12 protein-coding genes and 1 other RNA gene are annotated in these 14,545 nt (G+C 36.7%); 3 read left to right on the top strand and 10 right to left on the bottom strand.

Annotated features, from left to right (window positions below; translation table 11 throughout):
* Positions 1 to 3: 3 nt before the first annotated feature.
* From pheT to deoC, 7 genes are all read right to left on the bottom strand, one after another.
* Entirely contained in the window at positions 4 to 2,424 is a 2,421-nt protein-coding gene (pheT, locus tag BLS20_RS03150) for a phenylalanine--tRNA ligase subunit beta (protein WP_090172124.1), read from the bottom strand.
* 13 nt (positions 2,425 to 2,437) lie between these two features.
* A complete protein-coding gene (pheS, locus tag BLS20_RS03145) occupies positions 2,438 to 3,457 on the bottom strand; it encodes a phenylalanine--tRNA ligase subunit alpha (RefSeq protein ID WP_090172122.1) in 1,020 nt (339 codons plus the stop codon).
* A 15-nt stretch (positions 3,458 to 3,472) separates the two neighbouring features.
* Positions 3,473 to 4,603, bottom strand: a complete 1,131-nt coding sequence (locus BLS20_RS03140; protein WP_090172120.1) for a YihY/virulence factor BrkB family protein — start codon at positions 4,601 to 4,603, stop codon at positions 3,473 to 3,475.
* Between the two features lie 34 nt (positions 4,604 to 4,637).
* A non-coding RNA gene (gene ssrS / locus BLS20_RS03135) (6S RNA) lies at positions 4,638 to 4,827 on the bottom strand.
* Between the two features lie 9 nt (positions 4,828 to 4,836).
* Positions 4,837 to 6,516 (bottom strand): phosphoenolpyruvate carboxykinase (ATP), encoded by a 1,680-nt coding sequence (locus tag BLS20_RS03130; RefSeq protein ID WP_090172118.1) that lies wholly within the window; start codon positions 6,514 to 6,516, stop codon positions 4,837 to 4,839.
* A 32-nt stretch (positions 6,517 to 6,548) separates the two neighbouring features.
* Positions 6,549 to 6,953, bottom strand: a complete 405-nt coding sequence (locus BLS20_RS03125) for a cytidine deaminase (protein ID WP_090172116.1) — start codon at positions 6,951 to 6,953, stop codon at positions 6,549 to 6,551.
* A 3-nt stretch (positions 6,954 to 6,956) separates the two neighbouring features.
* The gene (gene deoC, locus BLS20_RS03120; protein WP_090172114.1) at positions 6,957 to 7,601 is read right to left on the bottom strand and encodes a deoxyribose-phosphate aldolase; all 645 of its coding nucleotides are present in this window, start codon (positions 7,599 to 7,601) and stop codon (positions 6,957 to 6,959) included.
* A gap of 193 nt (positions 7,602 to 7,794) precedes the next feature.
* Between deoC and BLS20_RS03115 the strand changes: the two genes are divergently transcribed.
* Positions 7,795 to 9,141 (top strand): citrate/2-methylcitrate synthase, encoded by a 1,347-nt coding sequence (locus tag BLS20_RS03115; RefSeq protein WP_090172111.1) that lies wholly within the window; start codon positions 7,795 to 7,797, stop codon positions 9,139 to 9,141.
* Positions 9,142 to 9,193: 52 nt separating this feature from the next.
* Here the strand turns inward: BLS20_RS03115 and BLS20_RS03110 are convergent, their stop codons facing one another.
* Together BLS20_RS03110 and BLS20_RS03105 are read right to left on the bottom strand one after the other, a co-directional pair.
* On the bottom strand, positions 9,194 to 10,756 hold the full coding sequence (locus tag BLS20_RS03110; RefSeq protein ID WP_090172108.1) for a sensor histidine kinase: 1,563 nt from the start codon (positions 10,754 to 10,756) through the stop codon (positions 9,194 to 9,196).
* On the bottom strand, positions 10,746 to 11,420 hold the full coding sequence (locus BLS20_RS03105) for a response regulator transcription factor (protein ID WP_090172106.1): 675 nt from the start codon (positions 11,418 to 11,420) through the stop codon (positions 10,746 to 10,748). Before BLS20_RS03105 ends, BLS20_RS03110 begins: the two co-directional genes overlap by 11 nt.
* A gap of 186 nt (positions 11,421 to 11,606) precedes the next feature.
* Here BLS20_RS03105 and BLS20_RS03100 point away from each other — a divergent pair, with 186 nt between their 5' ends.
* Both BLS20_RS03100 and BLS20_RS03095 read left to right on the top strand, forming a co-directional pair.
* Positions 11,607 to 11,987, top strand: a complete 381-nt coding sequence (locus BLS20_RS03100) for a response regulator (RefSeq protein ID WP_090172104.1) — start codon at positions 11,607 to 11,609, stop codon at positions 11,985 to 11,987.
* The gene (locus BLS20_RS03095; RefSeq protein WP_090172102.1) at positions 11,987 to 12,901 is read left to right on the top strand and encodes a hypothetical protein; all 915 of its coding nucleotides are present in this window, start codon (positions 11,987 to 11,989) and stop codon (positions 12,899 to 12,901) included. The genes BLS20_RS03100 and BLS20_RS03095 overlap by 1 nt, the downstream gene beginning before the upstream one ends.
* Positions 12,902 to 12,992: 91 nt before the next feature.
* Here BLS20_RS03095 and thrC read toward each other — a convergent pair whose 3' ends face one another.
* A complete protein-coding gene (gene thrC / locus BLS20_RS03090; RefSeq protein WP_090172100.1) occupies positions 12,993 to 14,480 on the bottom strand; it encodes a threonine synthase in 1,488 nt (495 codons plus the stop codon).
* Between the last annotated feature and the right edge of the window lie 65 nt (positions 14,481 to 14,545).

Below are 14,545 nucleotides of genomic sequence, written 5' to 3'. Positions count from 1 at the left end.
TTATTATTTTCTAAGTTCTATCTGTAATTCTTCAAGCGCTTTTAAGATTTTATCCATCGCCGCAACAACATCAGCATCTTCAAGTGTACGATCTTTTGCTCTAAATACAAGTGAATACGCCATGGATTTAAATCCTTCTTGCACCTGTTCCCCTTCATAAAGGTCAAACAAAGCAAGAGATTCTAATATCTTACCACCTCTCTTCTTAATGACAGCCTCAATCTCACCTGCCATAACATGCTTAGGTACCAACATAGAAATATCGCGGGTAATCGCCGGATATTTAGCAATACCTTCGTATTTACGGTTAAATGTTGCCATCTCAACAATATAAGGCATATCAATAACCGCAACATAAACGCGGCCTTTCATATCATAATTCGCCACTACCTTAGGATGAACCTCTCCAAGATAGCCAACAATCTCGTTATGATAAATAATATCTGCCTTTCTTCCAGGATGCAGATATGGTCTATCGCATTCAGGTGTATAGTAAATCTCATCCTCCATGCCAAGCTGGTCAAACAATTCTTCCACAACCCCCTTCATGCTGAAGAAATCGCCCTCTCCATACATCCCAAGGGTGAGCTGCATTCTCTCTTCCGGAAGTTCGGTAACCGGAACTTGCTTAGGTAAATAGATATTACCCAGTTCATAAAGTCGAACATCTTTATTTCTGCGATTATAATTCGTTGATAGCGATGTGAGCATTCCATTCAAGGAAACCGTTCTCATTATGGAGAAATCTTCACCTAACGGATTCGAAATCGTTACCGCATTTCGCACCTTGCTATCTGCCGGTATTAATAACTTATCATATACCTTTGGACTTTCAAAAGAATATGTCATTCCTTGTGAGAATCCGCAGAATTCAACTACATTCTTAGCAATCTGTTCAATCCGAAGTTTATAAGACAAATGGCCGGCAGTTGCTTCTCCGGTAGGAAGCGAAGTTGGAATCTTATCATATCCATAGAATCTAGCAACTTCTTCCGCAAGATCGTTCATACATTTTAAATCCTGTCTCCAAGAAGGAATCACAATTGATTGCTCACCCAAATCATAGCCAAGACCAATCTTCTTAAAGTAACCAATCATTTCATTTTCCGGAATATCAGTGCCTAAAAGCGCATTGATTGCATCTGCATCAAAAGGTACCCGATTGCCACTTTTTTTGTTCGGATATACATCCACAATACCACCAACTACTTCACCAGCTCCAAGCTGTTCAACCAATTCACAGGCGCGGTTTATTGCTTCAAGTGCCGTATTTGGATCTAATCCTTTTTCAAACTTACTTGATGCATCCGTACGAAGACCAACTTTCTTAGATGAAAGTCGAATATTCGTACCATCAAAGCAAGCAGCTTCAAAAAGCATGGTATCTACCTCATCTGTAATCATTGAATTTTCTCCACCCATGATTCCGGCGATTCCAATTGGCTTTTCTCCATCGCAAATCATAAGTACATCATGATCAACTTCACGCTCTTGTCCATCAAGGGTAGTAAAATGTTCATTATCATTTGCTCTTTTTACAATAATTTCATTACCGCTAATTGTAGACAAATCATATGCATGCATTGGCTGACCATATTCTTCCATTACATAATTGGTAATATCAACAAGGTTATTAATCGGTCGAATTCCATGCGCAGCAAGTCTTCTTTGCATCCATTCCGGAGAAGGTGCAATCTTAATATTTTTCACAACTCTAGCTGTATATCTCGAGCATAAATCTTCATCCACAATGGACACTTTTATATAATCTTGTGTTTTTTCCTCATTACCGGTTGGATTTATTGTTGGTTCTTTAAATTCACATCCAAAAGTTGCTGCAGCTTCACGAGCAATTCCAATCACACTAAAGCAATCTACTCGATTAGAAGTAATCTCATATTCAACTACCACATCATCAAGCCCAAGTGCTTTTACTGCATTTTCACCCGGTTTTACATCTTTTTGGAAAATATATACACCATCATCCGGCGCTTCCGGATAAAAGTCCTTTGTCGAGCCAAGTTCTTCTATTGAACACATCATACCATTTGACTCAACCCCTCTTAATTTTCCTTTTTTAATCTTAATGCCACCTTTGGTTATTTTTCCATCGTGACCACCGGCAACTCTTCCGCCATCTAAAACAACCGGAATCTTATCACCTTCTTTTACATTGGGTGCGCCTGTTACAATCTGTACCAAATCACTCGTTCCAACATCCACTTGACATATAATCAATTTATCAGCATCCGGATGCGGCTCAATCTTTTTTATCTGTCCAACTACAATATTCTCAAGATTTTCGTCTAATATTTCTATTGTTTCAACTTTAGACCCGGATAATGTCATACCGTCTACATATTGCTGTGGTGTGACATCGAGCTCAGGTACTAAAACTTTAATCCAATTAAGTGATGTCTTCATGTTCTATATCCTCCTAAAACTGCTCTAAGAAACGAATATCATTTTCATAAAGCAGACGCATATCGTCGATTTCATATTTTAACAATGCAATTCTTTCAAGACCTAATCCAAATGCGAAACCACTATATTCATTAGGATCGATATTGCTCATTTCCAACACATGTGGATGAACCATACCACAACCAAGGATTTCTATCCAGCCTTCACCTTTACAGAATCTGCAACCTTTACCACCACATTTGAAGCAAGATACATCAACTTCAGCACTTGGTTCTGTAAATGGAAAATGATGCGGTCTAAATTTAATTTTGGTATCTTCCCCAAACATTTCCTTTGCAAATTGCTGTAATGTTCCCTTCAAATCAGCAAATGTGACATTTTTGTCTATCACCATACCTTCAATCTGGTGGAAAGAAGGCGAATGCGTTGCATCCACTTCATCCGAACGAAAGACTCTTCCCGGGGCAATCATACGAATCGGAAGCTTTCCCTTTTCCATTGTTCGAACCTGGATTGGAGAGGTTTGTGTACGAAGAACGATATCACTGTTTACATAAAAAGTATCCTGCTCATCTTTTGCCGGATGATTTGCAGGAATATTAAGTGCCTCAAAATTATAGTAATCATATTCAACTTCCGGACCTTCTACGACTTCATACCCCATACCAATAAAGATTCTTTCGATTTCCTCTAACGCTATGGTATTAGGATGTTTGTGTCCAATTTTACTTTTCTTTGCAGGAAGTGTTACATCTATAACTTCTTTTTTTAATTTCTTTTCCAAAGCGGCATCCTCAAGTGCCTGCTTTGTTTCATTTAATATTTCTTCAATATTCTTACGAACATCATTGACCATCTGGCCAAACTGTGGTCGTTCTTCAGGCGATAAATCTTTCATCCCTTTCATAATAGATGTAAGTTCACCTTTTTTTCCAAGAATCGATACTCTAATTTCATTAAGAGTATTCAAATCCTGCGTCTCTTGCAATTTTTTTAAAGCTTCCCGGCGTATTTGCTCAAGCTTTTCTTTCATGGTTAATATACTCCTTTAATTTAGTTTCTTTGTATCACCAAGATCTTCCGTCTTTTCCTCATCTTCATCTATAAAATGCGCATATTGATTACGCACAATGGAAAATCCCGATCTAAAATTCTTAACTTCTTCATCGTGATGAAGTTTTTGAACTTCTAAAGCCCTGTTTCTTTCATCGAACTGTTCACGATATTGTTCATGAACCTTTTTGTATGTGCGTTTCGAATTTCCTGTGTTTTCTTTTCTTCCCGGTAAAATAGCATGCACCGCGCGCACCGATTTTTTTTCTTTTAACTTGGCATAAAGCACCCGAAATTCAATTTCAAATATCACATTAACTTCCGCACAAATAAGCATTATCGTAAGACAGATATACAACCAAAATGTAATAATCATCAAGGATGCCAATGATCCATACCACGAAAAAGAATTCGATAGCTTTACAAAAATCGATAAGAAAAAAGTAAATACATACCATGACGCAGCACATCCAACCGCACCAGGTAATTGATAGAAAACAGAAGAATTCTGCGGGCTGTTAGGCAAAAATTTAAACATAAAAGTAAAAAATGCTACCAACAGTACAAAAATAATCAAAAATCTTCTTCCAAGCAAAAACGAAATAAATTTTGCAAAAACGGCTTCATCATAATTATTTGTCATCTCTGCAACATTGGTTCCAAAAACCAATAACATCATCAATACAATCACGACAACCAAAAACAGCGAGGTGAAAATAATCGCTCTTAATCGAATCAAGAACCAGTTACGAGTCTCACGAAGATTATTAATCTGATTTAAAGCATTTACAATACAATGTACGCCTTTTGAAGCAGACCAAATCGCAAATATCGCACTGACAGAGATAACTCCTGCTGATTGACTATAAACCGTATCAACAATTTCAGTCACATAATTTGTCACATACTCAGGTGTAATCTGTTCAATAATATAATGAATCGTATCTATACTTGCAGGTGTATATTGAATCAGCCACCCAAGTAAAATAATAAAAGGCACTGCAGACAGAACCAAAAAATAACAAATCTGCCCTGCATATGCACTAATACAATCTTCCTGATATGCTTTTATTAAAAAATTTCGAATAACTTTTTCTATATCTTTTTTGTCAACTTTTCTATTCATAATCTACTCTCTAAAAAAGATATCTAAAAATATCTTTTTTCCCAGAGTGCCGTTTCCGGAATTTTGAGTCCTAGCAATAAGCCAGGTGGGCCTCCGCAACTACTCTTTTGCCGTCCACTAACTGTCCTGCGACAGGAGGCGTGACATCCAAGCAGCGATATAAGAATCCCATTCAAAATGATGTAGGTTCAAAATATCCGGCGGCTCGAACACCCCAGGAAATAGTCATGTTATTATAACGAGTTGGCTTCTTTTACTACTTTCATTATAGCATCTTTTGCGTCAGATGGAAGCTTATTATAACCTTCAATTTCTGTATCCAAAGATGTTACATAATCCAAGCGATCCTGCATTCTCGCTTTCATTTGATCCACATAGGATTTATCGTTAAGGTCAGGCACAAAACCTTCCCAATCAAAGATTTCGATATCTGAAAACGGTCCCCATTGTTTGAAGGTAGCCTTTTTCTCAACAATGGATTCCAAAATTCCAAGCGTATCCTTAGGCTGCACTTTCTTGCCCATAAAATCTCCGGTGTTGATAATGTAACAATCTACATTTTTTTCTTCTACCAATTTCTTGAATTTGGAATAATCATTTGCCAGCGGATAGGTTCTAAACGGATTCGCATACGGCTCAACAACTAATGCATTTGGATCAACGCCTTCTTTTAATCTTTCGGCTGAAGAACGCTTTGTAGCAAGTGTTGCTCCCATAACAGCTGCAAGAGAAGCTCCTTTCAACTTAACAACCGGTGGGATTGTAGGATCTTTCATAATCCAGAAAATTGCATTAACCGGAGAATCAAGCTTATCTACACGGTTAGGTGACCAAAGCTTTGATTTAATTGCGCGTCCATTACCGTTACGTACATCTTCCGTAACCAAAACAACCTTGCCGTCTTCATCTAAGGTTGCAGCACAGTTTTGCGCTGTAAGCAAATATTTATTATCTTCACAATCGCATGGATAATCTGCTGTCTTATCAAAATATGTTGGCTCTAATGCAATCGATGAGCAAGTATCAGAATTGATTACAAATGCATCATCATGAAGTACCATAATAGAAGGATATTTTCCGTTATGCTTTGCATGCGTCAATGTTGATTTTCCTGAGCCGGAAAGACCAAATACAGCTGCAACATATTTAGAACCATCTTCTAAGGTATATTCTTTTTGACCACCATGGCAGGAAGCATATCCGTTACGATTCGCAATTGCCCATGCAATTGTCAAAGTTCCTTTCTTATGTTCCCCAAAATATCTCATTCCAAGAATTGCTGCACAATTTTGTTCTGTATTAAAATAACAAAGGCAATTTGGATCAGATACATCCGTTTGATCGGTACCTTTCCACTGCGGATCCGAGAAAATATAAATATCCGGCTCATTTCCATATACTTTGGAATTTTTATACATCTTTACATACTGTTCAGACTGATACTGGAAGTTAAGCATCCAAGAATAAAGAAGATTTTCTTCTCCTTGCGGAATTAACAGATGTGCTTTTACCATAAATTCCGGATCCAGTCCGATATAAACCTGTGCATGATACAGCTTCTTCCAGCGAGCATCATAAACGGCATCCATAACAATCTTATCAAGCTTCGTTTCATCTACTCCAGGTTGTCCTACGATTCTTCTTGCAGGAGCATAACGACCGGTTATAGAACCATCATTAAAAAGCAATACTTTAGCATCCGGCTCTAATCCGAAATCTTCACCTTTGTATACCGGCATATCTGTTACAACGGTTCCCGGTGAATTTTTTGCAAGTTCATACGCCTGCTTTAAAGTATTAATCTTAATGACATTGTTTCCATAAAAAGCGGTCTCAATAATTGATCTCGTTTTTGAAAAACCAACCTTTCCCGGTCCAATCTCACTACGTTTGAAATTCGCTACTGTTGCCATTAGTCTTTCCTCCTAAATGTTTATAAATAGTATTATTTTACAAATGCGCTTTTTCCAAATACATATGGCATTATATCAGAAAAAAGCATCGTTTTAACATCTTCTTTTGTTCGGCATAAATATAACTCAAATGTATCAACATCCACAAATTCACAAAGAGCCTGCCTACACACACCGCACGGAGTAATATAGTCTTTCTCATCATCCGAGCAAATTGCAATCGCTCTAAATGATTTACATCCTTCTGAAACAGCTTTAAACAAAGCTGTTCTTTCCGCACAATTCGTCGGAGTAAATGCTGCATTCTCAATATTACATCCGGTAAAGACTCTTCCATCTTCTGCAAGCAATGCTGCCCCAACCTTAAAATTAGAATATGGAGCATATGCCAATTGTTTTGCTTCATATGCTTTTTGAACAAGCATTTCTTTTGTCATATCTTAACCTTCCAACATGCTGATTGCACTACTCGTTCCAATGCGCGAACAGCCTTCTTCAATATACTGTTCCATCTCTTCCCGAGTTCGAATTCCACCTGCCGCTTTTATTTTAACATTTTGTCCGATGTATTTTTTCATCAATCTTACATTGTCCAAAGTTGCGCCTTTTGTACCAAATCCTGTCGAGGTTTTGATATAATCTGCATGGCAAGCAGTTACAATCTTACTCATCTGTATAATCTGTGCTTCTGTCAAATAGCAAGTCTCAATAATAACTTTCAAAATCTGATCTTGACATATGGCACGAATTGCCTTGATTTCTTCTTGTACATATGTATAATCTTCATTCTTTACGGCTCCAATGTTGATTACCAAATCAATATCACTTGCTCCGTCAGAAACTGCTTTTTTCGCCTCTGCAATCTTCGCCGTTGTAGAACAATTCCCAAGCGGAAACCCAATCACAGTCGTAATTGGCAGATTCGGATATTTCTCATGAACTTTTGCAATATAGCAACTTGGAATACATACACTTGCCATCTTATGTTCAATTGCTTCCTTGCAAAGTTTATCAATCTCGTCCCAAGTTGTAAATGCTTTTAATGCTGTATGATCAACATAGGAATATAATTCTTCTTTTTCCATATTCAATCTACCTTTCTTAAACTTTTTTCATTATACTCATTTTCATTGAAAAAATCCACCTTTATTCTGAAGCTTTGGACAGTACCATTTTCCTTTTTACAAATTTCTAGATATATGTTACTATATTTAAAATTTAACGAACTTTCGTATTGATTATAAATAAAAGTACATATAGGATGAAGGAGGCAACTATTTGGAGACTAATTCTTTTTGCGAAATCACCCCCGAGCTTATTGCTCTTTCAAAGAAAAATAAAGAAGCAACAACCATTAATATGGACGATTATACAAAATATGATGTCAAACGAGGTCTTCGAGATTTAAATGGTAAAGGTGTCCTTGTCGGTCTAACGGAAATTTCGGACGTGAACGCTTCAAAAGAAGTGGATGGAAAGACCGTACCGGCTCCGGGACGTTTGTTTTATCGTGGTTACAATATTAAAGATTTAATCAAAGATATTCCTTACGAAAATCATTTTGGCTACGAAAAATGTACTTATCTTTTACTGTTCGGAGAACTTCCTTCTTTAAAGGAACATGCTGATTTTATCAAAATACTATCTAATTACAGAACACTACCAACATCTTTTGTTCGAGACATCATCATGAAAGCACCCAGTCGTGATATGATGAATACACTTGCACGTAGCGTACTTACCTTATACGCTTATGATAATCGTGCTGATGATATTTCTGCGCCTAATGTTTTAAGACAATGTCTTCAGTTAATCAGCTTATTTCCAGTACTTTCTGTATATGGTTATTTAGCTTACAAACATTACCATGACGGAGCCAGTTTATTTATCCATTCTCCTAGGGAGGACTTTTCAACAGCTGAAAATATCCTGCATTTATTACGACCGGATAGTCAGTTTAGCCCACTTGAAGCAAAGCTGCTTGACATCTGCCTCATCCTTCATATGGAGCACGGCGGCGGAAACAATTCTTCGTTTACTACACATTTATTATCCTCTTCCGCTACGGATACATATTCGGTAATTGCTGCTTCTTTAGGTTCTTTAAAAGGGCCTCGACATGGCGGTGCTAATATTAAACTCGTTCAGATGTTTCAGGATATGAAACAAGTCTTAAACGACTGGGAAGATGAAGACGAAATTTCCTCTTACTTAAGAGCATTATTAAACAAAAGAGCCTTTGATCATTCCGGTCTTATTTACGGAATGGGACATGCTGTTTATTCGTTATCAGATCCGCGTGCCGAGGTTCTTAGAGAATTTGCGCAAAAACTTTCCATCGAAAAAAATTATACGAAAGAATTTGCGCTTTATCAAAAAGTAGAACGTCTAGCACCTAAAATTATTGCAGAGGAACGAAAAATTTATAAAGGCGTAAGCCCGAATGTTGATTTTTTCAGTGGATTGGTATACGAGATGCTCGGACTTCCACTAGAGCTTTATACGCCGATATTTGCTATCGCAAGAATTGCAGGTTGGAGTGCTCACAGACTAGAAGAACTGAACCTAAACAGTAAAATCATGCGTCCTGCCTACAAATATGTTGGCAATTATAAAAACGATTAAAAAAACACAAGACATTAATGAGTCAACTCAATTAAATGTCTTGTGTTTTATTTTATTTTTCTTCTTTTGGCGGCTGTGTGGTCAAAAGTTCAAACCAGAAGGTACTACCTTTTCCCACTTCGCTCTCTACTCCATATTTGGCACTATGCAAATCCAGAATATTTTTCACAATAGAAAGGCCAAGTCCGGTTCCCATAACCGCTCTTTTATGTGTTTTATCCACTTTATAATAACGATTCCATACATAAGGAAGCTGATCTTGCTCAATTCCCACACCTGAATCCCTGACTTCTATCCTTACATATCCAGGATTTACTTTCTGTCTGACGATGACTTTTTTATCATCTCCAGTATAATTGATAGCATTATTTACAAAATTATATAACACCTGGTAAATCTTGTATTCATCAGCCTCAACATACACAAGCTGATCCGACTCAAACACAATCTCGTATCCTTCATTTTCCCGAAGTTTATTATATCTTTCAAGAACACAGCGAATTTTTTCCGTAAGATTAAATACACTTAGATTAATCTCTAATACACCGGCTTCTAATTTTGAAATATCGAGCATATCATTTACAAGATTGGTCAGCCGATCCGCTTCATCAATTATAACCTGAACATTCTCTGGCGTATTCTCATCCGGCAAATCGCGCATCACTTCAGAGTATGCCCGAATCATAGTTAATGGTGTTCTAAGGTCATGTGACACATTCGCAATCAGTTCTCTTCTAAAGCCTTCAGACTTCCCTAGTTCTTCTGCCGCATAATTCAAGGTATCCGTCAATTGACCGATTTCTCTATAATCATTTCCTTCAAACTTAACATCAAAGTTTCCTTTGGCCAGTTCTTTTGCAGATTCATTTACGCTGATAATGGATTTGGATACCGATTTTGAAAGTAACCATGCTATAAAAAGCGCAATTATGACCATCGCAATCGTAATCCACGCCAAAAGAATGCGTAACGTATTAACAGTTGCGTCAACCGGCGATAACAAAGAATGCACCAAAACGACAAGATCTTCTCCATTAACATTAACAATATTCACATAAAGAATATTTTCATACATCCCATTGGAGCCACTGTTCATTTCAAAGCTGTCATTTTCCTTTTTTTCACTGATTTCAGCCGGAATATTATCATCCGAAAAAGTCCCTGACAATCCTTCTTCTGTATGCTGAGAGCCAAATTCATCCTGATTTTCATGGTTGCCCTTAAACGAAATGATTGTACTTCCTCCATCCGCTTCAGCCTGTGAAACATACTTTTGAAAAATGCTTTCCGGTATATTTACCAATCTTGATGTTGGCAAATAACTGACTCCGTACAACGATTGTCCTTCCATATCACAGACAAGCAAAGATAGATTACTGTCCGCAGCTATGGTATCGAGTTCTTCATCTACATCATCCGCATCATTATTTTCTTCCAAAAGTCCTACAACTTCCGTAACTGCAACATCTGCTTCTTTTTGCTTAATCAGTTTATAAAAGCTTTCCAAATAGCATATCTGCAAGATCCAAAGCAATGCCAGCAAAATAACCGTCAGTACAATAAAATACGTAAAGATTTTCCATTTAATACTAAGATTTCTAAAGTTATGCCTCAAATCGATAACCAACTCCTCTCAACGTCACCAGGAACTTGCGATATGGTCCAAGTGAACTTCGAAGTAACTTTATATGCGTATCCAAAGTACGATCATCGCCATAATAATCATACCCCCATACTTCGGTAATTAACTTTTCTCTCTCAAGTGCAATATTCTTATTGCGAACCATATAGAATAACAATTCATATTCTTTTGGAGACATATCCACGCGTTCTCCGTCTATTGTTACGGTTCGACCTGTAAAATCAATAACCAGTCCTTCTTTTTCAAATATTTCGCGTTCCGGATTATCTGATTTCATAGCATTACGACTCATAACAACTTTACAACGCATCATTAATTCTTTTGGCGAAAAAGGTTTGACTACATAATCATCTATTCCAAGTTCAAATCCATGAATCTTGTCATACTCCTCACCTCTGGCAGATAACATAATTACCGGTATCTGTTTAAACTTTCTTATCTCACGACATGTGGAAAAGCCATCCAGTTCCGGCATCATAATATCAAGCAAAATAAGATCAAAGTCTTCTTCTTTACAGATTCGAATAGCTTCCATCCCATCCTTCGCTTCTTTCACCTCATATCCTTCAAATTCGGCATATTTTTTTATAATAGAGCGAATTTTCTCTTCATCATCTACAACTAAAATTTTTTCCATAAAATTATTCCTTTCCGGCCAATCGACCCAACTGCATTTATTATAAATAATTACTCTACAAAATGTAAATACGCTTTTCTTTTATCCATTATTTTTTTTTAAATACATTAAAATTTAAAGCAAATGTATTTTGTTTTTATGAAAAAAGGTGTAAAATAGTACTATATGTTAAGGAGGAAGTACGATATGGAAAATAAATCGCTCAAAGCACTAATCGGAGACGATTCCGCTTTAATCCGCAAACAACTAAAGGATGTATTGGTAGAATGCGGTTGTTTAGAAGTTTTCACCGCTGCCAACGGCCAGGAAGCGATTGATTTATACAAGGTTCAAAAACCGGATCTTATTTTTTTAGATATCGTTATGCCTGTATGCGATGGAATTGAAGCAACCAAAGCAATTCATAGTATTGATTCTCATGCCTGTGTTGTAATCATTTCATCCGTTGGAACTCAGGTCTTATTAAAAAACGCCATCGAGGCCGGTGCTAAGGATTTCATTCAAAAACCGGTAAAAAAAGAACTCATTAAATCCATTGTCGAAAAGCGCCTTAAGGGAGAATTATAATGAATAGTCATCTTTGGGGAAATTATTTATTAGAACATAAATATTTAACAGCAAAAGAGCTTTATGATGCTATGTATGAAGATAAAGATAATCATGAATTATCACTTCCTGTCATTGCCATTTATGAAGAAGCGCTAACTGCTGTCGAAGTTAATCGCATTGAAAAATATTGCGAAGAGAACTTCAAAGACTTTCGTACTGCAGTTTTAGATCTTGGTTATTTTAACGAAGATTCCTTAAATCTACTTCTTCACCAGGAATATCCAAGTTATCTTCATCTTGCGCAAGAGCTCATTGACAAAAAAACCATTGATTACAAGCTGTTTCAGGATATTATGGTTAATTATCATTCTGATACCGAAATGTTCAACGAACAACACGAAGATGAGATTGATGAAACCATTTCCTCTTTATTAGCTTCATCATTAGGACAATCTCAATCCATTATGATGTATAAGGATTATTTCTGCTTGTATATGAAGCTTTTGTTCCAGCAGTTAGCCGATACGGTTGACAGTGATTATACTCCGCTTCCGCCTATGGAATGTCCGGAATATCCTTCCGCTGTTCTAGTATCGCAAAAAGGTACCTTTGATGATGACAGCTATTTTTATTCTGCGCTTGCTATGGAAGAAGATGATTCGATTCGTTTTGCTAATTGTTTTGCTGCTAATCTGGGAATGGAACCTTTTAACGAATACAACGAATATGTATTAGCTGCGATTGAAGATTTTTTAAATACTTTAAATGGTTTTTTTGCGGTAAATATTTCAAACATTCATACGAAAGAATTTTCTATTGATCCACCACAAGATTTATCATATAAATTTTACGCCCCTACTGAGCGCAATTTTTTGTTACCGATTGTATTTTCTTTTGGAACTATCAATTTCATCCTAAGTATACAAGAATAATAATTAAGCCCAAGTCTTCTGACTTGGGCTATTTTTCTACCTTTCCCCCACCTACGCTAACGCTTAAATGTGGGGGATTTCTCCGACTGAGTTAAATGTTCAAAAATGCTTTTACTGCGTCTTCCATCTTATCCGGATCGCATTGTGTGTCATGAACAATCTGTGCATTTCGAATCTCTTCAATTGCATCCGGCACCTGTACCTTTGCAATCTTGGATAATTCATCCACAAGATCGAAATCATCCCAGGAATTATATTTTGCATCAATTGCATTCATGACGCTTCTTGTAAACTTAAACGGGCTTGCCGTAGATGCAACCACCGTAAGCTTGTTATCTTTTGTCTCTTTTACATATTTTTTGTAAACATCAGCTGCAACTGCAGTATGCGTATCAATGACATAACCTGTTTTATTATACAAATCATAAATGCATTTTGAAGTTTCTTCTTCTGTAGCAAAATTACCATAGAAATCAGAAAGCTGTGCCTTCATCTCTTCCGTAATTGTATAATTGCCATCTGTACTTAACTCTTTCATAAACGAAGCACTTTTCTCTGAATCATTTCCACAGATTCTATAAATCAAACGCTCCAGATTAGAAGAAATTAAGATATCCATAGAAGGAGATGTCGTCAAAATAAATTCACGATTTTTATCATATGTTCCATTTGAGAAGAAATCAAAAAGAACTTTGTTTTCATTCGATGCGCAAATTAATTTATCTATTGGCATTCCTAAATTCTTAGCATAATAAGCCGCCAAAATATTACCAAAATTACCGGTAGGAACTACAACATTCATGGTTTCGCCATCTTTCAAAGCTCCATCATGATATAATCTTGCAGCAGAATATACATAATAAACAATCTGTGGTACAAGACGACCGATGTTGATGGAATTTGCTGATGAAAACTGATATCCGGCAGCATCCAATTCTTTTTCAAGTTCACGATCGGCAAACATCTTTTTTACTCCAGTCTGCGCCTGATCGAAATTGCCATAGATGCCAACCACATGAGTATTATCTCCTTTTTGTGTTAACATCTGTTTTTCCTGAATAGGACTTACTCCGTCTTTCGGATAAAATACTATAATTTTTGTTCCCTTTACATCTGCGAATCCAGCGAGCGCAGCTTTACCGGTATCTCCGGATGTCGCTGTCAAAATCACAATATCATTCTTGACTTCATTCTTCTTCGCAGAAGTTGTAAGAAGATAAGGAAGTATCGACAATGCCATATCTTTAAAAGCGATTGTCTTCCCATGGAAAAGTTCAAGGAAGTATGCACCATCTGCTTCTTTCAGTTCTGCAATATTTTTAGTGTCAAACTTCTCATCATATGCATTCGAAATACAATATTTCAGTTCCTCTTCAGTAAAATCAGTTAGAAACAGCTTCATAACTTCATATGCAACTTCCTGATAGGACATCTTTCCAAGCTCAGCAAGCGATACCTTGAGCTTTGGTAGTTCATCCGGTACAAATAATCCACCATCATCAGCAAGTCCTTTTAAAATTGCCTGTGAAGCAGTAACTTTTACTTTATTATTTCTTGTGCTGGAATATAACAAATCCATGGTTGTTCCTCTTTTCTATCATTTATTTAAAGTTCGATATTTATTATATAAGAGCACCCGAACAG

The organism is Eubacterium oxidoreducens (assembly GCF_900104415.1).
In the GTDB taxonomy this organism is placed as follows: Bacteria; Bacillota; Clostridia; order Lachnospirales; family Lachnospiraceae; genus Eubacterium_C; species Eubacterium_C oxidoreducens.
This window is presented reverse-complemented; position numbering and strand designations above follow the sequence as displayed.